Origin of the sequence: Streptomyces diastatochromogenes (genome assembly GCF_002242805.1) — a bacterium.
GTDB lineage: Bacteria > Actinomycetota > Actinomycetes > Streptomycetales > Streptomycetaceae > Streptomyces > Streptomyces diastatochromogenes.
The window spans coordinates 733761-752968 of record NZ_MCGQ01000007.1 but is presented as its reverse complement, the minus strand read 5'-3'; the positions used below and the strand labels follow the sequence as shown (position 1 = coordinate 752968).

At 71.8% G+C, this 19208-nt stretch carries 18 protein-coding genes; 12 read left to right on the top strand and 6 right to left on the bottom strand.

Translation table 11 applies throughout. The features are described from left to right. Positions 1-158: 158 nt before the first annotated feature. The 4 genes from BEK98_RS08045 (at position 159) to BEK98_RS08030 (ending at position 4043) form a co-directional block, all read left to right on the top strand. On the top strand, positions 159-1106 hold the full coding sequence (locus tag BEK98_RS08045) for an ABC transporter ATP-binding protein (protein WP_094215663.1): 948 nt from the start codon (positions 159-161) through the stop codon (positions 1104-1106). After that, on the top strand, positions 1103-1942 hold the full coding sequence (locus tag BEK98_RS08040) for a hypothetical protein (RefSeq protein WP_094215662.1): 840 nt from the start codon (positions 1103-1105) through the stop codon (positions 1940-1942). Before BEK98_RS08045 ends, BEK98_RS08040 begins: the two co-directional genes overlap by 4 nt. Positions 1943-2115: 173 nt before the next feature. After that, positions 2116-3372 carry a sensor histidine kinase gene (locus BEK98_RS08035; RefSeq protein WP_167444105.1) on the top strand — a complete coding sequence of 419 codons (1257 nt, stop codon included), beginning with the start codon at positions 2116-2118 and terminating at the stop codon, positions 3370-3372. Further along, a complete protein-coding gene (locus BEK98_RS08030) occupies positions 3369-4043 on the top strand; it encodes a response regulator (RefSeq protein WP_094215661.1) in 675 nt (224 codons plus the stop codon). Before BEK98_RS08035 ends, BEK98_RS08030 begins: the two co-directional genes overlap by 4 nt. Here BEK98_RS08030 and BEK98_RS08025 read toward each other — a convergent pair. Beyond that, positions 4037-4531, bottom strand: coding sequence for an FxLYD domain-containing protein (locus BEK98_RS08025; RefSeq protein WP_208643041.1), 495 nt, complete (start codon positions 4529-4531; stop codon positions 4037-4039). The two genes, BEK98_RS08030 and BEK98_RS08025, sit on opposite strands and share 7 nt — an antisense overlap. 268 nt (positions 4532-4799) lie before the next feature. Here BEK98_RS08025 and BEK98_RS08020 point away from each other — a divergent pair, with 268 nt between their 5' ends. The 6 genes from BEK98_RS08020 (at position 4800) to BEK98_RS07995 (ending at position 12406) form a co-directional block, all read left to right on the top strand. After that, on the top strand, positions 4800-6209 hold the full coding sequence (locus tag BEK98_RS08020) for a chloride channel protein (RefSeq protein ID WP_244201775.1): 1410 nt from the start codon (positions 4800-4802) through the stop codon (positions 6207-6209). Positions 6210-6232: 23 nt separating this feature from the next. Beyond that, complete coding sequence (locus BEK98_RS08015) at positions 6233-7198, top strand: cyclase family protein (protein WP_244201774.1); 966 nt, start codon at positions 6233-6235, stop codon at positions 7196-7198. Between the two features lie 123 nt (positions 7199-7321). Then, a complete protein-coding gene (locus BEK98_RS08010) occupies positions 7322-8902 on the top strand; it encodes a GMC family oxidoreductase (RefSeq protein WP_094215658.1) in 1581 nt (526 codons plus the stop codon). 165 nt (positions 8903-9067) lie between these two features. After that, complete coding sequence (locus tag BEK98_RS08005) at positions 9068-9907, top strand: SDR family oxidoreductase (RefSeq protein ID WP_244201773.1); 840 nt, start codon at positions 9068-9070, stop codon at positions 9905-9907. Positions 9908-9941: 34 nt separating this feature from the next. Then, entirely contained in the window at positions 9942-11369 is a 1428-nt protein-coding gene (locus BEK98_RS08000) for a cytochrome ubiquinol oxidase subunit I (RefSeq protein ID WP_094215657.1), read from the top strand. Next, positions 11366-12406, top strand: a complete 1041-nt coding sequence (locus BEK98_RS07995; protein WP_094215656.1) for a cytochrome d ubiquinol oxidase subunit II — start codon at positions 11366-11368, stop codon at positions 12404-12406. The genes BEK98_RS08000 and BEK98_RS07995 overlap by 4 nt, the downstream gene beginning before the upstream one ends. Positions 12407-12464: 58 nt before the next feature. On the opposite strand, the gene BEK98_RS07990 is transcribed toward BEK98_RS07995, so the two are convergent. The 4 genes from BEK98_RS07990 to BEK98_RS07975 all read right to left on the bottom strand — a co-directional run bounded on the left by BEK98_RS07990 (position 12465) and on the right by BEK98_RS07975 (position 17134). Then, complete coding sequence (locus tag BEK98_RS07990) at positions 12465-14303, bottom strand: glycoside hydrolase family 15 protein (protein WP_094215655.1); 1839 nt, start codon at positions 14301-14303, stop codon at positions 12465-12467. Between the two features lie 69 nt (positions 14304-14372). Further along, positions 14373-15317, bottom strand: a complete 945-nt coding sequence (locus BEK98_RS07985) for a DUF389 domain-containing protein (protein ID WP_094215654.1) — start codon at positions 15315-15317, stop codon at positions 14373-14375. Positions 15318-15354: 37 nt separating this feature from the next. Beyond that, the gene (locus tag BEK98_RS07980) at positions 15355-16293 is read right to left on the bottom strand and encodes a CorA family divalent cation transporter (RefSeq protein ID WP_244201772.1); all 939 of its coding nucleotides are present in this window, start codon (positions 16291-16293) and stop codon (positions 15355-15357) included. A 250-nt stretch (positions 16294-16543) separates the two neighbouring features. Next, positions 16544-17134, bottom strand: coding sequence for a TetR/AcrR family transcriptional regulator (locus BEK98_RS07975; RefSeq protein WP_094215653.1), 591 nt, complete (start codon positions 17132-17134; stop codon positions 16544-16546). A gap of 114 nt (positions 17135-17248) precedes the next feature. On the opposite strand from BEK98_RS07975, the gene BEK98_RS07970 reads away from it, so the two are divergent. Both BEK98_RS07970 and BEK98_RS07965 read left to right on the top strand, forming a co-directional pair. Continuing rightward, on the top strand, positions 17249-17698 hold the full coding sequence (locus BEK98_RS07970; RefSeq protein WP_094215652.1) for a tautomerase family protein: 450 nt from the start codon (positions 17249-17251) through the stop codon (positions 17696-17698). Then, complete coding sequence (locus BEK98_RS07965; RefSeq protein ID WP_094215651.1) at positions 17691-18728, top strand: zinc-dependent alcohol dehydrogenase; 1038 nt, start codon at positions 17691-17693, stop codon at positions 18726-18728. The genes BEK98_RS07970 and BEK98_RS07965 overlap by 8 nt, the downstream gene beginning before the upstream one ends. Positions 18729-18747: 19 nt before the next feature. On the opposite strand, the gene BEK98_RS48530 is transcribed toward BEK98_RS07965, so the two are convergent. After that, positions 18748-19179, bottom strand: a complete 432-nt coding sequence (locus tag BEK98_RS48530) for a cupredoxin domain-containing protein (protein WP_143684084.1) — start codon at positions 19177-19179, stop codon at positions 18748-18750. Between the last annotated feature and the right edge of the window lie 29 nt (positions 19180-19208).

The following is a 19208-nucleotide window of genomic DNA, read 5'->3' as shown; positions in this document are numbered from 1 at the left end:
CGGCCTTCTCGTCCTCGACGGCGCCGTAGTACCGCGGTACCACCTGCCTGGGCCCCGTTCAGCCCCCGGTACCACGGAATCAGGGCGATTCGGACTTTAGCGTTGCGGGTGAGGCGTCAGACGCGACGGACGCCCGAGTCCGAGAGAGAGCGACGCGCATGATCGACGCACGGCAACTGACCAAGAGATACGGGGAGAAGACGGCCGTCGACGGGCTGGACTTCGTCGTGAAGCCGGGCACCGTGACCGGTTTCCTGGGCCCCAACGGCGCGGGGAAGTCCACCACCATGCGGATGATCGTCGGGCTCGACGCCCCGACGAGCGGCACCGTCACCGTCAACGGCCACCACTACGCCCGCCACCGGGCCCCGCTGCAGGAGGTCGGGGCGCTCCTGGAGGCGAAGTCCGTCCACCCGGGCCGCACGGCCCACCAGCACCTCAGGGCGCTCGCCCTGACCCACGGCATCCCGCGCCGCCGGGTCGACGAGGTCATCGAGCTGGCCGGTCTCGGCAGCGTGGCCCACAAGCGGGCCGGTGCCTTCTCCCTCGGCATGGGCCAGCGGCTCGGCATCGCCGCGGCGCTGCTCGGCGATCCGCAGACGGTGATGCTGGACGAGCCGGTCAACGGTCTCGACCCGGAGGGCGTGCGCTGGATCCGCACCCTGCTGACCTCGCTCGCGGCGGAGGGCCGCACGGTGTTCGTCTCCTCCCACCTGATGACCGAGGTGGCGCTGGTCGCGGACCACCTGATCGTGGTGGGCCGGGGCCGGCTGCTGGCCGACACCACCGTGAGCGACCTGGTCCGCGCGGCGGGCGGCGACACGGTGCAGGTGGCGACCGAGGACCCGGCGCGGCTGCGGGACGTGCTGGCCGGGCCGGGCGTCGACATCACCGGCCGCGCCGGCTCCGAGGAACTCCAGGTCACCGGCCTGACCACCCGTGAGATCGGGCGGAAGGCCGCCGAGCACGGGATCCCGCTGTTCGAACTGACCGCGCGGACCGTCTCCCTGGAGGAGGCGTTCATGGACCTGACCCGGGACGCCGTGGAGTACCACGGCTCCACGACCGGCACCGAGACCCCCGAGACCGCCGGGAGGACCGCGTGAGCACCCTCACCGCCACCGCCGAAGCACCCCGCACCGCGCCCACCCGCCCCGCCTACCGCGTGACCGGACGGCGCGTGCTGTCCTCCGAGTGGGCCAAGCTCTGGTCGCTGCGCTCGACCTGGATCACCCTGGGCCTCGGCCTGCTCTTCCTCGTCGCCTTCGGGCTCATCGCCGCGGCCCGCTACCGGTCCATGGTCGGCACCCCCCGCATGGCCCCGGACTTCGCCCGCTCCACGGCCGTCAGCCTGTCCCTCTTCGGCACCAACTTCGCCCAGCTGGCCCTGGGCGTGCTCGGCGTGCTGGTCACGGCGGGGGAGTACTCCACCGGCCTGATCCGCTCGACGCTCGCGGCCGTACCGCGCCGGCTGCCCGTCCTGTGGTCCAAGGCGGCCGTGTTCGGGCTGGTCGCACTGGTGGTCGGCACCCTCGGCGCGTTCGTCGCCTTCCAGTTCGGCAGCGGCATCGTCTCCGGCACACCCGCCGCGATGGGCCTGACCCACGCGGGGGTCGTACGCAGCCTGCTGGGTGCCGGTCTCTACCTCGGCCTGGTCGGCGTCATCGGCACCGCCCTCGGCGCACTGCTGCGGTCGGTGGCCGGCGGCATCTCGGTGCTGGTCGCCGGCCTGATGCTCATCCCCGGGCTGACCGCGCTCCTGCCCAGCTCCTGGCAGGACGACATCAGCCCCTACCTGCCGAGCCACGCCGGCCAGGCGCTGTTCGCCCTGACCCAGGACGCCACCACCCTCTCGCCCCTGGCCGGCCTCCTGGTCCTCCTCGGCTGGACGGCACTCGCGCTGGCGGGGGCGGCGTACCGGCTGGTGCGCACCGACGCCTGAGCGTGGACGCGAGGGACACAGCCGCGATGGGCACAGCCGCGAGGGATACAGCCGCGATGGGCACAGCCGCCAGGGACACAGCGACGTCCGACCGGGTGCCGCGTGGCGCAGCGACGTACGACCGCGTGCACCATGGGCTGGTGACCGCCGTGACCGCCTACGACATCAGCGGAATGGGGCCGCTGGTCGCCCGGCTCGGCCGGGTCGGCCAGCGGCTCCGGCAGGCCGACCGGGCCCGGCCGTGGGTGCTGGACACCACGGTCGTGGTGCTGGTCTTCCTGCTGTTCTGCCTGCCCGACCTGCTGCACGCCGTCGCCGGGGACGGCGACGGCCCGCGCCGCGTCCGGCTCGCCTTCACCCGGCCGCCCCTGGCGGCCATGCTCGCGCTGCAGGCCGGTCTGGTGCTGCCGCTGCTGTGGCGAAGGCGCCGGCCGCTGGCCGCCTTCGGCGCGATCTGGGGCGTCTTCGTCCTGCAGTGGTCCCTCGATGTGGCGCTGCGCGCGGACGTGGCCCTCTTCATAGCCCTGTACAGCCTGGCCCTGCACGGGCGGCTGCGCCAGCTGCCCTGGGCCTGCGGGGCCATGGCGGCCGGCATGGCGCTGGTCGCGGTGCGGGTGTCGCGGGCCGTGTCCGTATGGGACGCGCTGTTCTTCCTGCTCAGCACGGCGACCGCGGCCCTCGCGCTCGGCCTGGTGGTCCGCATCCGCCGGGCCCAGCTCGCCGGGCTGCGGGACCGGGCGGCCCGCCTGGAGATCGAGCGCGACCAGCGCGGCAGGCTGGCCGTCGCCACCGAACGGGCCCGGGTGGCCCGCGAGATGCACGACATCGTCGGCCACAACCTGTCCGTCATCATCACGCTCGCCGACGCCGGCGCCTACGCGACCGACACCGCCCCGGAACGCGGCAAGGAGGCCCTGCACCTCATCGGCGACACCGGCCGCCAGGCGCTCGGCGAACTCCGGCGCGTCCTCGGCGTCCTGCGCGAGGCGGCCGACGGCCCGCCGGGCGCGCCCGAACTCAGCCCGCAGCCCGGCATCGCGGACATCGACGCGCTGTGCGAGGGTGTGCGCGCCGCGGGCCTGGACGTCGTCCACCGCTCCGCCGGAGAGGTCGGTGCCCTGGACGACGGGGTACAGCTGACGGTCTACCGGATCGTCCAGGAAGCCCTGACCAACACCCTGAAGCACGCGGGCGCCGGCACCCGGGCCCACCTGTCGATCGCCGTCGAGGACACCCGGCTGACCATCCGGGTCCAGGACAACGGCCCGGCCGCCCGGCCCGGACCGCCGAACGAGGAAGGGCACGGCCTGGTGGGCATGCGGGAACGAGCGGCACTCTACGGCGGAACCGTCAGCGCGGGCCCGGTCGCGGGCGGCGGATGGCGCGTGGCGGTCACCCTGGACCTGGACCGGGCGGGCGGTGCCGCGTGACCACCGTACTGATCGTCGACGACCAGCCCCTCCAGCGCTACGGCTTCCGCATCCTGCTGGAGTCCGTCGCCGAGACGGAGGTGGTCGGCGAGGCCGCGCACGGCGCCGAGGCCGTCCGCAGGGCCGCCGAACTGCGCCCCGACGTCGTACTGATGGACGTACGGATGCCCGGCATGGACGGCATCGAGGCCACCCGCCGTATCGCCGAGTCCGGCGGCCGCTCCCGGGTCCTCGTCCTGACCACCTTCGACCTGGACGAGTACGTCCACGCGGCCCTGCGCGCCGGAGCCAGTGGCTTCCTGCTCAAGGACGCGCGCCCCGAGGAACTCCTGGCCGGCATCCGCGCGGTCGCCCTCGGCGACGCCGTGATCGCGCCCGCGCTCACCCGCCGCCTCCTGGACGAGTTCGCCCAGCTCCTGCCGCGGCCCGCCGGTGACCCGGACGAGGACGCGCGCCTGAACTCCCTCACCGACCGCGAACGCGAGATCCTCGTCGCGATCGGCCAGGGCCGGACCAACGGCGAGATCGCCGCCCGCTTCGTCCTGTCCGAGTCCACCGTCAAGACCCATGTGGGCCGGGTCCTCGCCAAGATCGGTGCCCGGGACCGCGTACAGGCGGTGATCTTCGCGTACGACCGCGGGCTCGCCCGGCCGAACAGCGGCGCTCAGTAGCGCAGGGCCGAGCCGACCACCGCGTGGACCTCGCCGGTCAGCTTGCGGTTGCTGGTGGCCGTGGCCTCACCGGAGGCGCCGGCGGCCACGTCCTTGACGGTCACCACGGTCACGTCCAGCAGGTTGCCGCTCTTGTCCGTGAAGTTGACCTGGACGGCGAAGGACTTGGCGGAGTCGGCGGTGTTCTTGGCGGTCACCTTGACCGTGGCCTTGCCCGCACTGTCGGGGGCGGGGGCGCCGAGGGTCACGTCGTCCTTGGCCTTCACCCCGTTCTTGATCCCCTCGAGCTTCTGCTTGGCCTCCGCCGACGCCGAGGCCAGCGCATCCGAGGCCTTGGAGGCGAGGGAGGCGGCGGCGGAGGACGCGGCCGAGGCCGCCTTGCTGGCCCCGCCGGACGGGCTCCCCGAGTCGGAACACCCGGCCGCCCCGACCGCCACGACCACCGCCAGGACCGCACCCACCGCACCTCGTGTCCAGTGCCCTGCCATACCGCGCCTCCCATGTCTCACGAAACGACTCACGAACCGACTCACGAAACGGACTCTCCTTCTCAGTGAAGGGGCCACCGCGGCGGCCTGCACGCCGGGTGGGAGAGCCGGGGCTGCGCGGGCACCCGAACGGCCCCGTCCCGACGCCGCCGCAGCTCCGCGCATGCGTGGCCCGCGGCCCGGTGCTGCAATGGCTGGAGGGAGGGGCGCCGACGGGCTGCCAGGCCCACGAGCGCGACATCCCCGGCTGACACGGGAGGTACGTGCCGTGACCCGGTCGGACCCGTCCGCCGCCCCCGCTGCCGGTACGCAGCCGGAAGAGGCCGACCGGCTGCGGGAGCTGCTCAATGCTCCCGCGTACCGGAGGACGCTCCTGTTCTCGGCGATCATCGGTGTCCCGGTCTCGCTGGCCGCCTTCTGGTTCCTGGCCGGACTGCACGCGCTGGAACACCTGCTGTGGGCCGCGCTGCCGGCCGCTCTGGGGTGGGACGTGCCCCCGTGGTGGTGGCCACTGCCGCTGCTGGCGCTCGCCGGTCTCGTCGTCGGCCTCGTCGTCAGGCACCTGCCGGGAGCCGGCGGCCACGTCCCCGCCGGGGGTCTGCACGCCGCGGGCATGGCACCGGCAGCCCTGCCCGGGGTGATCCTCGCGGCCGCGGCCAGTCTTCCGCTCGGCGCCACGCTCGGCCCGGAGGCCCCGCTGATCGCGCTCGGGGGCGGCCTCGCGCTGTGGTTCAGGAACCTGGCCCGCGCCCCGGCGACACCGCGGAACACGGCACTCCTCGGCGCGGCCGGTGCCGCGGCGGCGCTCTCCGCGATCTTCGGCAATCCGCTGGTCGGCGCGGTGATCCTCATCGAGGTGGCCGGAGTGGGCGGCCCGCAGCTGTTCGCGGTCATGCTGCCCGCGCTCCTGTCGAGCGGGATCGGGTCGCTGGTGTTCACCGGTTTCGGCCACTGGACCGGCCTGCCGACGGGAAGCCTGTCGCTCAAGCTGGGCGTTCCGTTCCCCCGCCTGGACGCGGGAGACGTGCTCTGGTCGGTGGTGATGGCCGCCGGCATCGCCGTCGCCCTCCACGTGATCCTGTCCACCGGGCGCCTGGCCGCGGTGTTCGTCGTGCGGCGGCCGGTCGTCCACACGGTGCTCTGCGCCCTTGCCGCCGGGGTGTGCGCCGCGGTGTACACCCTGGCCGTGGACCGGTCGCCGGCGGACGTGGCCTCGTCCGGCGAGGCCGTCATGGCACAGCTGGCCGCGGATCCCCACGCCTGGGGTGTGGGTGCTCTGGTCGCCGTGCTGCTGTGCAAGGGAGCGGCGTACGCCCTGTGTCTCGGCAGTCTCCGGGGCGGCCCCGTCTTCCCCTCACTGTTCCTCGGTGCCGCGACGGGAGTGCTGCTCGCCCCGCTGCCCGGCCTGGGCGTCGTACCCGGGATGGCGGCGGGCATGGCGGCAGCGGCGGCGGCCGCGCTGCGGCTCCCGGTCAGCAGTGTGGTGCTGGTCGTCCTGGTGCTGGGCAGCGCCGCCATGATCCCCGTGACCATCCTCGCCGCCGTGGTCGGCTTCGTGACGGTCGAGCTGCTGCCGCCCGGGCGCGCCGTGCCGCCGGTGGGCAAGCCGGCCGGCCCACCGGCCGCCCGACCCGCCGCCACCTGGGACGACAGCCCTGAACACCGGACGAGGCCCTAACAGCCTTCGAGGAGGAGTTCCCGATGACTTCGCGCCCGCGGCCCGCGTCCTCGCGTCCCCCGGCACCGCCCGTCATGTCCGAAGCGGCCTTCCGCGACCTGTACCGCCGGCTGCGGGACCAGGCCCCGGAGGGCGGGGAGTACCGGCGCGGCGCGCTGGAACGGCTCACACCGGAGCGGGTGGCGGCGGCCGCCGCCGGGGTCCGCAGCGGACGCACGGTGTCGCTGGCCGCCCCCATCGAGACCACGGCGGGTCCGGACGATCCCGAGCCCGCGACGCACCGGATGGTCGCACCGGCGCCAGGGGAGGCTGAGGCCCCTGGACTCCACTTCGCCCGCGACCGGTTCGCCATGAACGTGCACGGGGACGCCGACAGCCACCTCGACGCACTGTGCCACGTGATCTTCGACGGCGAACTGTACGGCGGCGTCCCGGCGAGCAGCGTGACGCCCGACGGCGCCGACGCCCTCACGGTGGACCTGGTGCGGGACGGCATCGTCGGCCGCGGCGTGCTCCTGGACATCCCGCGCCTGCGCGGCGTGCCGTGGCTCGAACCCGGCGACACCGTGACCGCCGAGGACCTCGCGGCCGCCGAGGCTGCCCAGGAGGTCACGACCGGCCCGGGCGACCTGCTGTTCGTGCGCGTCGGACACCGCCGCAGGCGCCGCAGCCTCGGCGCCTGGGACGCGGCACAGGCGCGCGCGGGCCTGCACCCGGAAGCCATGCCCTTCCTGGCCGAGCGGCGGGTGGCCGCCCTGGGGTCGGACGGCAACAACGACACGGCCCCCAGCCCGGTGGCCGAGGTCCCGTTTCCCGTCCACGTCCTGGCCGTGCACGCCATGGGGCTGCACCTCATGGACTACCTGGACTTCGAGGAACTGGTGCCCGTGTGCGAACAGCTGGGCCGCTGGCACTTCCTGTGCGTGATCGCCCCGCTCCGGCTGCCGGCGGCCACCGGTTCTCCGGTGAACCCGATCGCCGTCCTGTGACCGTGCCGGGGCACGGCAGTTCCAGGTGCCGCATCGCCGGGGGGCGTATACGTTCGAAGAGGGGCAAGAGCCGAGGCAGGTCCCGGCAACGCCCGGACCGCGGAAGCAAGGACGGTGGTCGCCATGGGCGACTTCCCCCACTACGACCTCATCATCGTCGGCTCCGGCGCCGGCGGGGGCACGCTCGCCCACCGGCTCGCTCCGTCGGGGAAACGGGTGCTCATCCTCGAACGCGGTGACTACCTGCCGCGCGAACGGGACAACTGGGACTCGACGGCCGTGTTCGTCAAGGGCAAGTACCGGGCTCCGGAGTTCTGGCTCGACAAGCACGGCAACGAGTTCCCGCCCGAGGTCAACTATTACGTCGGCGGCAACACCAAGTTCTACGGCGCGGCCCTGTTCCGGCTGCGGCCCGAGGACTTCGGAGAACTGCGCCACCACGGCGGCGTCTCTCCCGCCTGGCCGATCCGCTACGAGGACCTGGAGCCGTACTACACCCAGGCGGAGCACCTCTACCTGGTGCACGGCCGGCACGGCGAGGACCCGTGGGAAGGCCCGTGCAGCAGCCAGTACGCCTTCCCGCCGGTCGAACACGAGCCGCGCATCCAGCAGTTGAGCGACGACCTGGAGAAGCGGGGACTGCACCCCTTCCACCTGCCCATCGGGGTCAACCTCACCCAGGACGCCAACGGGCGGGCGACACACGCCAGCGCCTGCATCCGCTGCAACCGGGTCGACGGTTTCCCGTGTCTCGTCCGGGCCAAGTCCGACGCCCAGGTGATCTGCGTGGAACCGGCGCTGGAGCACCCGAACGTCGAGATGGTGACCAACGCCCGGGTGACACGGCTCGAGACCGATCCGACCGGGCGCAGCGTCACAGCGGTCGTCGCCCAGCTGCCGGGCGAGGAGGAGGCCCGCTTCTCGGCGGACGTCGTGGCCGTGGCCTGCGGCGCCGTCAACTCCGCCGCGCTGCTGCTCGCTTCGGCGAACGACCGGCACCCGGCCGGGCTCGCGAACAGCTCGGACGTGGTCGGCCGCAACTACATGCGGCACAACAACCTTGCCCTGATGGCCGTTTCGAAGGAGCCCAACGACACCCAGTTCCAGAAGACCCTCGCCCTGCACGACTGGTACCTGGGCGCGGACGACTGGGACTACCCCCTCGGCGGCATCCAGATGCTCGGCAAGTCGGACGCCGAGCAGATCCACGGCGAGGCCCCGCGCTGGGCCGGAGCGGTGACACCGGACATGCCCTTCGAGGTCATGGCCCATCACGCCGTCGACTTCTGGCTGTGCGGGGAGGACCTGCCGCAGCCCGACAACCGGGTCACCCTGGACGGAGAGGGCCGGATCCATCTGGCGCTCGACGAGAGCAACAACATCGAGGGCCTCACGCGCCTCAGGCAGAAGCTCCAGCACATGCTCGGCCACCTGGGCATGCACGAGCACCATCTGCTGTCCCGCAGCCTCTACCTGCACAAGGGCATGCCCATCGGCGCCACCGCGCACCAGGCCGGCACGGTGCGCTTCGGCACCGACCCGGCGTCCTCGGCCCTGGACGTCAACTGCAAGGCCCACGACCTGGACAACCTGTACGTCGTGGACACGAGCTTCTTCCCGAGCATCGGTGCGGTCAATCCGTCCCTGACGGCCATCGCGAACGCCCTGCGCGTGGGTGATCACCTCGTGGAGCGGCTGAGCTGACCGGTGGCCGCCGGCCCGCCGCCGACCGGGCGAAGATCCTCAGTCGGTCAGCGGAAGGCGGGCCCGCCCGGGGTGCCGGTGTTCTGCCGCGGTGCTTGTGTTGCGCCTGTACCTCCGGGCCGCGGCCCGGCCGACCCGGGCCACGCAGTGGAGAAGAGAGGCATCGTGAGTTCCACCGAGGGCGCACCTCAGGGCGTGATCCCCGCACACCTGCTCAAGGGCCAGAAGGCGCTGGTCACCGGCGCGAACTCCGGGATCGGCAAGGCGACGGCCGTCGCCCTGGGCCGGGCCGGGGCCGACGTGGTCGTGAACTACGTCGCCGGCCGCGAGGAAGCCGACAAGGTGGTCGAGGAGATCACGTCCTTCGGTGTGCGGGCGGCGGCCTACGAGGCGGACGTGTCCGACGAGGACCAGGTCGTCGCCATGACGAACCGGATGGTCGAGGAGTTCGGCACGATCGACATCCTGGTCGCCAACGCCGGACTGCAGCGCGACGCCGCGTTCACCGACATGACGCTCGCCCAGTGGCAGAAGGTCCTGGACGTCAACCTCACCGGGCAGTTCCTCTGCGCCCGCGAGGCGACCAAGGAGTTCCTGCGGCGCGGTGTCGTCCCCGAGGTCTCGCGCGCGGCCGGGAAGATCATCTGCATGAGTTCCGTGCACCAGATCATCCCGTGGGCCGGGCACGTCAACTACGCCTCCTCCAAGGGCGGGGTGCAGATGATGATGGAGACGCTGGCCCAGGAACTCGCCCCGAAGAAGATCCGGGTGAACGCGATCGCCCCCGGGGCCATCAAGACCCCCATCAACCGCAGCGCCTGGGAGACACCGCAGGCCCAGGAGGATCTTCTGCGGCTGATCCCCTACGACCGCATCGGCGACCCCGAGGACATCGGCTACGCGGCCGTCGGCCTCGCCTCCGACCTCATGGACTACGTCGTGGGCGCCACTCTCTACGTGGACGGCGGGATGACCCTGTTCCCCGGCTTCGCCACCGGCGGCTGACCACCTCACTCGCGTCGGCCCCGGAGAGACTCACATGCACACGGCCCTGCTGCTGGCGGACGTGCCGCCGCAAACGCTCCCGGCCAGATCGATGATGGCCTTCACCCTCGCCTCTCACATCATCCTGGTGCCGCTGGGCGTCGCACTGCCGCTGATCACGCTCATCATGCACGGCTACGGTCTGCGCCGTTCCGACCCGACCGCCCTGTTGCTGGCACGGCGGTGGTCGGCCGTCATGGCGGTCCAGTTCGCGATCGGGGTGGTCACCGGCACCGTGCTGTCCTTCGAGTTCGGGCTGCTGTGGCCGGGCATGATGGGCCGGTGGGGCGATGTCTTCGGCATCGGGTTCGGTGTCGAGGCCTGGGCCTTCTTCCTGGAAGCCGTCCTCATCGCCATCTATCTCTACGGCTGGCGGAGGCTTCCCTCCCGGACCCACTTCCTGCTCGGACTGCCCCTGCCTTTCGCGGCCCTGCTCGGTGCCTTCGGGATCCTGGCCGCCAACTCGTGGATGAACACCCCCCGGGGCTTCACCCTCGACTCCGCCGGCAACCCCGTCGACGTGAAGATCTGGAAGGCGATCTTCACGCCCATGTTCGGTCCGCAGTACTGGCATTTCGTCGTGGCGATGTTCGTGACGGCGGGCTATGTCGTGGCCGGCGTCTACGCCGTCGGCCGGCTGCGCGGCCGCCGGGACCGCTACCACCGGCTCGGTTTCACCATCCCCTTCACGCTGGCCGCGGTGCTCACCCCGGTGCAGTTCGTGCTCGGCGACTCCATCGCCCGGCAGGTCTTCCACAAGCAGCCGGTGAAGTTCGCCGCCATGGAGATCGTCTGGACGACCGACACGCACCAGCCGGAGTACCTCTTCGGCCGGCTGCATCCGAACGGGACCATCTCCGGCGGCATCAAGATCCCCCAGCTCGACTCGATCCTCGCCGGGTTCCACGCGGACACCAAGGTGACCGGGCTGACCTCCGTGCCCGCGAGCGACCGGCCGACGGCCACGCAGGCCACCATCGCCCACTGGGCCTTCGACACCATGGTCGGCATCGGCTCCCTGCTGGTGCTGCTCGCGCTCTGGTACGCGGCGATGTGGCTGCTGCGCCGCAGGATGCCCGCCTCACCCTGGTTCTTCCGGTGCGCGGCCGTGGCCGGCGTCGCCTCCGTCGTCGCCGTCGAGTGCGGCTGGATCACCACCGAAGTGGGCCGCCAGCCGTGGATCGTCTACCAGAACATGCGGGTCGCGGAAGCGGTGACGGCCACCCGTTCCACCAGCCTGTGGATCATGTTCGGTCTGGTCGTCGTGGTGTACGTGTTCGTGTTCGGGTCGTTCCTCGCGGTGCTGCTGAAGATGCGCACCCGCTGGCGGCTCGCCGACGAGACGGGCGGACCCCGGACACCCGAGGAGACACCGGAGACGGACACACCGTACGGGCCGCGCTCCGCCGGGAGCCGGCCGTGATCGCCGGGGTCGTCGCCGTCGTCCTGCTGCTCGCGATCGCCGCCTACGCCTGCGCCGGCGGCACCGACTACGGAGCCGGCTTCTGGGACCTGACCGCGGGCGGCGCGGAGCGCGGCAAGCGCCCGCGCTGGCTGATCGACCACGCGATGGCTCCCGTATGGGAGGTGAACAACGTCTGGCTGATCTTCGTGCTGGTCATCATGTGGACGGGTTTCCCCGTCTTCTTCCAGCAGGTGTTCACCACGATGTGGCTGCCCCTGGTGCTGGCCGCCGTGGGCATCGTGCTGCGCGGCGCCGGTTTCGCCCTGCGCAAGCCCACGCGGCGGCTGGCCGGGCGGCGCCTGTACGGAGCGGTGTTCGCCGTCTCGTCGCTTCTGACGCCGTTCTTCCTCGGTGCCGCCGTAGGGGGAGTGGCCTCGGGCCGGGTGACCGCCACGACGCAGGCGTCGACGGACGCCTGGGCCAACCCCACCTCGCTGCTGTTCGGGCTGCTCGCCATCGCGGCCACGGCGCTGCTCGGCGCCGTCTTCCTTGCCGCGGACGCCCGGCGCTTCGCCGTGCCGGACCTGGACGGCTACTTCCGGCGGCGGGCACTGGGCGCCCTCGCCGTCGTAGCCGCTCTGGCCGTGATCACGTTGGCCGTCACGCACGGGGACGCGCCTCATGTGTGGCACGGGCTCACGCACGGCGTGGGTCTCGTCTTCGTCATCGTCGCGGCGCTGGGCACGCTCGCCACCGCATGGCTGCTGACGCGCCCTTCCGCGGCCTGGTCCCGGGTCACGGCGGTCGGCGTGGTCGCGTCGGCCGTCATCGCCTGGGGCATGGCGCAGCGCCCCTACCTCGTCCCGACCTCGCTGACCGTCGCCGAGGGCGCGGGCGCGCACACCACGCTGCGCTGGCTGGCCTTCGTCACCCTCGTCGCCGTCGTGCTCATCGTCCCCGCGGTCGTCTTCCTCTACTGGCTGGACACCCACGGCGAGCTGGAGGGCCTCACCGACGCCGACCTGCGGCGCGGCGCTGTCGATGACCGAGAATGACCTCCTGCTGGGCGTGCTCCTCGGGCCGGCGCCGCCGACCGGCTGAACCGGGTCCGGGCTACCGCCGGTCGAGAGCCGCGTTCAGGGTGATGGCCGAGTCGATGAGGGCGAGGTGGGTGAAGGCCTGCGGGAAGTTGCCCAGCTGACGGCCCGTCGGGTCGATCTCCTCCGAGTACAGGCCCAGATGGTTGGCGTACCCCATCATCTTCTCGAACACCAGCCTCGCCCGGTCGGTCCGCCCCGCCCGCGCCAGGGCGTCGACGTACATGAACGTGCACAGCGAGAAGGTGCCCTCCGAGCCCCGCAGGCCGTCGGGCGAGGCCTCGGGGTTGTAGCGGTAGACCAGGCTGTCGCTGACCAGCTCCTCCTCCATGGCGTCCAGGGTCGATTCCCACATCGGATCCCCGGGAGTGAGGAACCCGACCGTCGCCATGCGCAGCAGCGAGGAGTCCAGTACGCCACTGCCGTAGTGCTGGACGAACGCCTGACGTCCCTCGCTCCACCCCTTGGCCATGACCTGCTCGTAGACGGCGTCCCGCTCGGCGTGCCAGCGTTCGGCCGCGGACGGCCACCCTTTGGACTCGGCGAGTCGCAGCGCACGGTCGAACGCCACCCATGACATGACACGGCCGTAGGTGAAGTCCTGGCGGCCGCCTCGGGTCTCCCAGATACCCTCCTCCGCCTGGTCCCAGTGGTCGGCCAGCCAGTCCAGGTCGGTGCGCAGCGAGGTCCATCCCCCGTGCCCGACCTGGAAGCCGTGCCGGTGCGCGAAGTAGATGCTGTCCAGCGCCTCGCCGTAGATGTCGAGTTGGAGCTGCGTGGCGGCGCCGTTGCCGATCCGCACCGGCGCGGAACGCGCGTACCCCTCCCAGTGGTCGAGGATCTGCTCGTCCAGGTCGGAGGAGCCGTCGACCTTGTACATGATGTTCAGCGGGCCCGTGTCCCCCTCGCTGCCGGCCCGCTCCTTGACCCGGTCGCCCAGCCAGATGATGAACGCCCTGGCCTCGTCCGTGAAGCCCAGTCCCAGCAGGGCGTACACGGAGAAGGAGGCGTCTCGGATCCAGGTGAAGCGGTAGTCCCAGTTGCGCTCGCCGCCCAGTTGCTCCGGGAGAGCCGCCGTCGGGGCGGCCACCAGCCCGCCGCTGGGTGCGAAGGTCATGAGCTTCAGCGTGATCGCGGAACGCTCCACCATTTCCCGCCAGCGCCCGGTGTAGCGCGACTGGGTCAGCCAGGAGCGCCAGAACCCCACGGTCTCGTCGAAGAGCCGTTGGTGTTCGTCGCGGCGGACCTCCGCGGGCGGCCCCTCGGCGCCCATCTCCAGCACCAGCCCGCGCTGTTGGCCGGCCTGCAGGGTCAGCGAGAGGTGCAGGTCGGCATCCCGGTCGGTGAGAACGTCGACCAGCTGTTCGTCCTCCGGTTCGCGGATCGGGTGCACGGTGAGTTCGGTGCCGTCCTGCGCGGCGAAGACCGCTCCGTGCTGGGTGATGTGCAACCGGTGTGCCTGGCGTCCGTAGTCGAACCGCGGGGCGATCTCCACCTGGAACGTCATGCTGCCGCGCACACAGCGGACCAGGCGGACCAGCCGGTGGCGGCCCGTGACCGTCGTACCGGTCACGGGCATGAAGTCCATCACCTCGCCGGCGCCCGCCTCCGTCATGAACCGGGTCACCAGGATCGCCGTGTCGGGGAGGTACAACTGCTTGGTCGCATAGGTCGTGTGCGCCGGCCGGACCGTGCAGTGCCCGCCCTTCTCCTTGTCCAGAAGGGCCCCGAACACACTCGGTGAGTCGAACCGCGGGGAACAGAACCAGTCGACCACTCCGTCGGTGGTGACCAGCGCCGCGGTCTGCAGATCTCCGATCAGACCGTGGTTCTCGATCAGTGGGTAGTCGTCCATAGGGGGGCGCCCCCTTCCGGTGTGCGATTCACCCGAACGCACCCCCCTCCGATCAGCGTAGAGCCAGCGCTACGGCCGTGCAGCGGCACGGCGGGCCGCACGGCGCCACAGGCGTCGCTGCACCCGCAGGGTGAGGACGCCGACGATCACGAGGACGACCACGTTGAGCAGCAGCTGGAGCAGCGAACCCCATGCCTGGTGCCAGTCGGCGAAGGCGAGGGACACGGCGATGTCCGAGGCGGCGGGAATCGTGGTCACGGAGATGAAGACCCCGAGCAGGGCGCTGCCCCGTGCCTCGGTGAGCGAGACGATGCCGACGACACCGGCGAGGACGGCGACGGCGACGGAGAAGAAGTCCGGCGTGTCGATGAGGTGGGAGACGGGCCTGAGGCCCAGCTCGAACGCGGTGGACTGCAGGCCGGCGGCCCGCGTCAGCGCGGCGAAACCCAGAGTGACCACCATGGCCAGCAGAAACCCGACCGTCAGCGCTCGTACTCCCTCCCCCACCCTGCGGCGGTTACGGCGGTCGAGGCCGAGGGCGATGCTGGTGATCGCGTTGTACTCGGGGCCGACCACCATGGCCGCCACGATGAGGATCTGCGAGTTCGTCATGATGCCGACCGAGCCGATGAGCCCGGCGATCACCAGAAACAGGTAGAAGGACGGCGGATACGTCCCCTCCGCCCGGATGTGGGCCTCGACCGCGGCCCACAACGGCGTGTGGACCAGCGCGCTCGGCTGGTCGGCCTCGATCTGCTCGGCGTGCCGCGAGAACATCATGTCGACGTCGTCGACCGCGATCGACCCCGTACGGTCGACGCCCAGCCTGCGCAGGTCGTCCAGCACACCGTTCGCGGCGCCCTTCAGCACGTCGCACTCGAGCGCGTCACCGCCCGGGACGTGGGCCGCCCTGACGACCACGAGGTTGAGGACGCGATCGTGCGCGGCGAGCAGGTCGACGGCCTGCTGGGTGAGCGCGGGCGGCATGACCATGCGGAAATGGATCAGATCCATCCGAAACCTCCCGAGGGGCGCCCGCCGGACACCGGGCTCACCGGTCCTGCGCGCCTTCGTCGTCCCGGAGATTTCTCCATGCGTGGGTGCGGTGCAGCACGTAGAGGGCGAGGAGGAGGACGCCTGCCTGCAACCCGACGGCGAGCAGCCAGAAGACGGCTCTGCTCTCCATCTCGTCCGTCAGGTAGGTGAAGTTCATGCCGAAGTACCCGGTCAGGAACGTCAACGGCAGGAAGACCACCGACACGATGGCCAGCCGGTTGATCACGCGGTTCTGCTCGCCCGCCACGAGGGAGGAGTAGCTGGCGAAGGCCCGCCGGGTGGCCTCCTGCAGGGACTCGATGTCGGCGAGCACCAGCCGGCCGGCGTGCTGGAACTCCCGGGCGAGCCGCTGCCGCTCCTCCGGGAAGCTGGGGTTCAGCATCCTGCGCGCGATGACCTCGTCCGTCGCCTGGAGGTAGGGGAGGAGGAAGTGGTGCAGCAGCGCGGCACGCCGCCGTAGCCGTGCCAGGCGATAGACCTGCTGGGGGCGCCGATGCTCGAAGATCTGGTCCTCGAGGTCCTCCACCTCCAGGAGGTGCGCCACCGCGGCCCGGCGAAACGTCTCCAGGGCCTCCTCCAGCAGCAGGAACAGCACGGCCACCGGGTCGGGCGGGCTCTCCTGCCCCAGCCGTGCGATGAGACCTTCCAGCGGTTCGGCCGGCCCCCGGTGGAGCGTGACCAGATGACGTTCCGTCACCAGGGCGTGCACGTGGACGAAGTGGCCCTCTTCGACCACGGGTACGACGAAAACGGCGCGGTCGCCGTGGAACTCGGCCCGCGCCGGTACACCCGGTCTGCCGAACCAGGGCGGACTCTCGGCCTCCAGACCGAGCAGACCGACGACCTCCTGCTCGTCAGCCGCCGGCTCGTCGGACAGCTGGACGTCGGCGAGCAGGAAGTCGGATACGGCGAGGCGCTCGCGTGTCTCCGACAAGCTCGTACGAGTGGCGATTCCTCCGGGCATCGACACCACCGACACGATCATCGTCCCTCACCGTTTTCCCAGGTCGTAGCTCCCACGGTGCGCACACTCCGGCGCCGGCGCTCCCGGACACACGCAGTCGCCTCGACGGGTGCCCCGAACGAGTGACCGGTCAGGCCACCGACCACGGTCCGCCCCCGAGGACGTCGAGCATCGCCCGGGTGGCGGGGCTGGTGCGCGTGGGCCCGGAGACCCTCCGCTGTCAGGCCGGCCGGCCGAGCGCGGCGGCGATCACCGTTTCGAGTTGCCGTGCGATCCGGTCCAGGGGTTGCGCGCTGTGCCTGGCGCGGCACATGGCGGTGGCGCCCTCCACCGACGCCACGACGAGGGCCGCGAGATCCGCAGCCTGATCGGGGGCCACCCCGTGCTCCCCGAGCGACTCGGCGAGCAGGCTCTCCCAGCCCTCGAACGCCTCGGCGGCGGCGGCCAGGGCGGGCGGGATCTCGTCGGCCGGCGGTTCCTCGACGGAGACGGCCAGCACGGGGCAGCCGGCGCGGAAGTCGCTGTCGACGACGATGCCGCGCCACAGGGCCAGGAAGGCCCGGAGTCCGGCGACCGGGCCCGCGCCCAGTTCCTCGCTCAGGACGCGGCCGACGGCCGTGCCCGCGTACCGCACGGCCTCGGTGGCCAGTTGTTGCTTCCCCTCGGGGAAGTAGTGGTAGGTCGAGCCGAGCGGCGCCTCGGCGTGCTTGGCCACCTCCCGGATGCTCGCGGCGTTCAGGCCGCGCCTGCTGATCAGGTCGGCCGCACCGGCCACGATGCGCTCGCGCGACGGCCCGCCGGTTCTGGCCAAGACCGTTCTCCCCTCTGGTTATAACGCTCGTCATAGTCTAGCGTGGCCGCCGGTTATAACGACCGTTATGGAGCGTGCGCAGAGCACGAGCTGAGCACGAGGGGAGACTTCGTCATGCCGATGATCCGGCTCACCGTCCCGTCCGGCGCCCTGACCGAGGAGGGCCGCAGGACGGTCCGGCGCGACCTGGCCGCCGTACTCCTGCGCTGGGAGGGAGCGCCCGACACGGCGTTCTTCCGTGCCCAGGCGTGGAGCTACCTGGTCGAACTGCCCGAGGGTGCGCAGACCACCGCCGAGGACGACGCGCCCCGCTTCCTGGTGGACGTGACCGTCCCGCAGGGCGCCGTGTCCGAGCGCCGCAAGGCCGGCCTGGTCGAGGACGCCACCAGGACCGTGCTCGAAGCCGCCGGGCTCTCCCCGGCCGACGCCCTGCGGGTGTGGGTGCTGGTGCACGAACAGCCCGACGGCACCTGGGGCGCGGGTGGCTCCGTCCTCCGCTACGCCGACCTGGTCGCCCTCGCGAAGGGGCAGCAGGAGCAGAAGGGGCAGCAGGCCGATGCGTGAACTGACCTACGTCGCCCGCCACACCGTCGAATGGCGCGAGGCACCCGATCCCAGGCTCCAGTCGGACCAGCAGGCCATCGTCGCCCCGGTGGCCGCGACCTCCTGCGACGTGGACTCGGCGATTCTGGCCGGACATGCCACGCGGCGGCAGCCGCAAATCAAATACAGCCTCGACCCTCCGTTCGCCATCGGCCACGAATGCGTGGCGAGGGTCGTGGAGACCGGCGACGCGGTGACATCCGTGACCCCCGGCGACCTCGTGGTCGTCCCCTGGTCCCTCAACTGCGGCACTTGCGACAACTGCCGCGCCGGACTGACCGCCCACTGCACGGCCGTACCCCACATGGCCATGTACGGCGCCCCCATCGGCGGCACCTGGGGCGGACTCTTCTCCGACCTGGTCCGCGTCCCCTGGGCGGACGCCATGCTGGTCCCCCTGCCCGCCGACCTCGACCCGGTGGCCATGGCCGCGGCGAGCGACAACTGGTCCCTGTCCTGGCGCCTGGTCGCCCCTCACCTGAGGAACAGGCCCGGAGCCCGGGTCCTGGTCGTCGCCCGCGGCAGCATCGGCCTCTACGTCTGCGACATCGCCCGGGCACTCGGCGCCTCGGACGTCCTGTACGTCGACCCCGACCCGGAGCACCGCAAGCTCGCCGAGGGCTACGGCGCCCGCACCGCCGAGCAGGCCGAACCCGTCCACCACGGCTTCGACCTGGCCGTGGAGGCCACGGGCCGCGTCGACCAGCTCGCCCTGGCGGTCAGGTCCCTCGCCCCGGAAGGCGTCTGCGAGTCCGCGGGCAACCACTTCCGCCCCGGCGAGCTGCCCCTGCTCGACATGTACCTCACCGGCGTCACCCTGCGCATCGCCCGCGACAACGTCCGCGCCCACATCCCCGAGGCCCTCGCCCTCGCCCGCTCCGGCCGGGTCGACCCCGCCCGGGTGGTCTCCCGCGTCCTCGACTGGGAGCAGCTTCCCGACGCGCTCCCCGAGAAGCACCTCAAGCCGGTCTTCGTCCGCGGCGACGCGTGAGGGTGGGGCACGGGGTGTCTCAGCCGACCTTGATGTGCTCGTCCATTCCCATCTGCTTGTGGCTGTCGACCGGGCAGTAGACGTCGTACGTGCCCTTCTTGAGGGTCACCGTCACCGTCGCGCTGTGGCCTGCCGGGATGTCCTTGGTCCGGGCGTCCTCCACACCGGGGCCGTCGATGGACAGGGCGTGGGTGATCGTGCCGTGGTTGTCGGCGACGAAGGTGTAGGTGCCCGGTGTGAACGATGTCCGGGACAGCTTCAGCATGAACTCGCTCTCGGTGACCGTCACCCGGGTCCCTGACGCCTGGGTCGTGCCGGAGCCGGCCGAGCCGCTCGCCTGACCGCCGCCCCCGCTCGAACAGGCCGCCAGGACGAGAGCGGCGCAGAAGGCCCCCGCTGTCGTACGGAGCGCCGTACGGGTCGTACGTGCCGGGATTGCCATCTGGCTCATCCCCTATCTGTGTCAGGGAAAGGCCCCTA

Excerpts from the sequence above, each read along its gene's own strand:
- BEK98_RS08045 (WP_094215663.1), top strand. The coding sequence starts at position 159 with ATGATCGACGCACGGCAACTGACCAAGAGATACGGGGAGAAGACGGCC.
- BEK98_RS08035 (WP_167444105.1), top strand. The coding sequence starts at position 2,116 with ATGGGGCCGCTGGTCGCCCGGCTCGGCCGGGTCGGCCAGCGGCTCCGG.
- BEK98_RS08025 (WP_208643041.1), bottom strand. The coding sequence starts at position 4,531 with ATGGCAGGGCACTGGACACGAGGTGCGGTGGGTGCGGTCCTGGCGGTG.
- BEK98_RS08015 (WP_244201774.1), top strand. The coding sequence starts at position 6,233 with ATGACTTCGCGCCCGCGGCCCGCGTCCTCGCGTCCCCCGGCACCGCCC.
- BEK98_RS08010 (WP_094215658.1), top strand. The coding sequence starts at position 7,322 with ATGGGCGACTTCCCCCACTACGACCTCATCATCGTCGGCTCCGGCGCC.
- BEK98_RS08000 (WP_094215657.1), top strand. The coding sequence starts at position 9,942 with ATGCACACGGCCCTGCTGCTGGCGGACGTGCCGCCGCAAACGCTCCCG.
- BEK98_RS07990 (WP_094215655.1), bottom strand. The coding sequence starts at position 14,303 with ATGGACGACTACCCACTGATCGAGAACCACGGTCTGATCGGAGATCTG.
- BEK98_RS07985 (WP_094215654.1), bottom strand. The coding sequence starts at position 15,317 with ATGGATCTGATCCATTTCCGCATGGTCATGCCGCCCGCGCTCACCCAG.
- BEK98_RS07970 (WP_094215652.1), top strand. The coding sequence starts at position 17,249 with ATGCCGATGATCCGGCTCACCGTCCCGTCCGGCGCCCTGACCGAGGAG.
- BEK98_RS07965 (WP_094215651.1), top strand. The coding sequence starts at position 17,691 with ATGCGTGAACTGACCTACGTCGCCCGCCACACCGTCGAATGGCGCGAG.
- BEK98_RS48530 (WP_143684084.1), bottom strand. The coding sequence starts at position 19,179 with ATGAGCCAGATGGCAATCCCGGCACGTACGACCCGTACGGCGCTCCGT.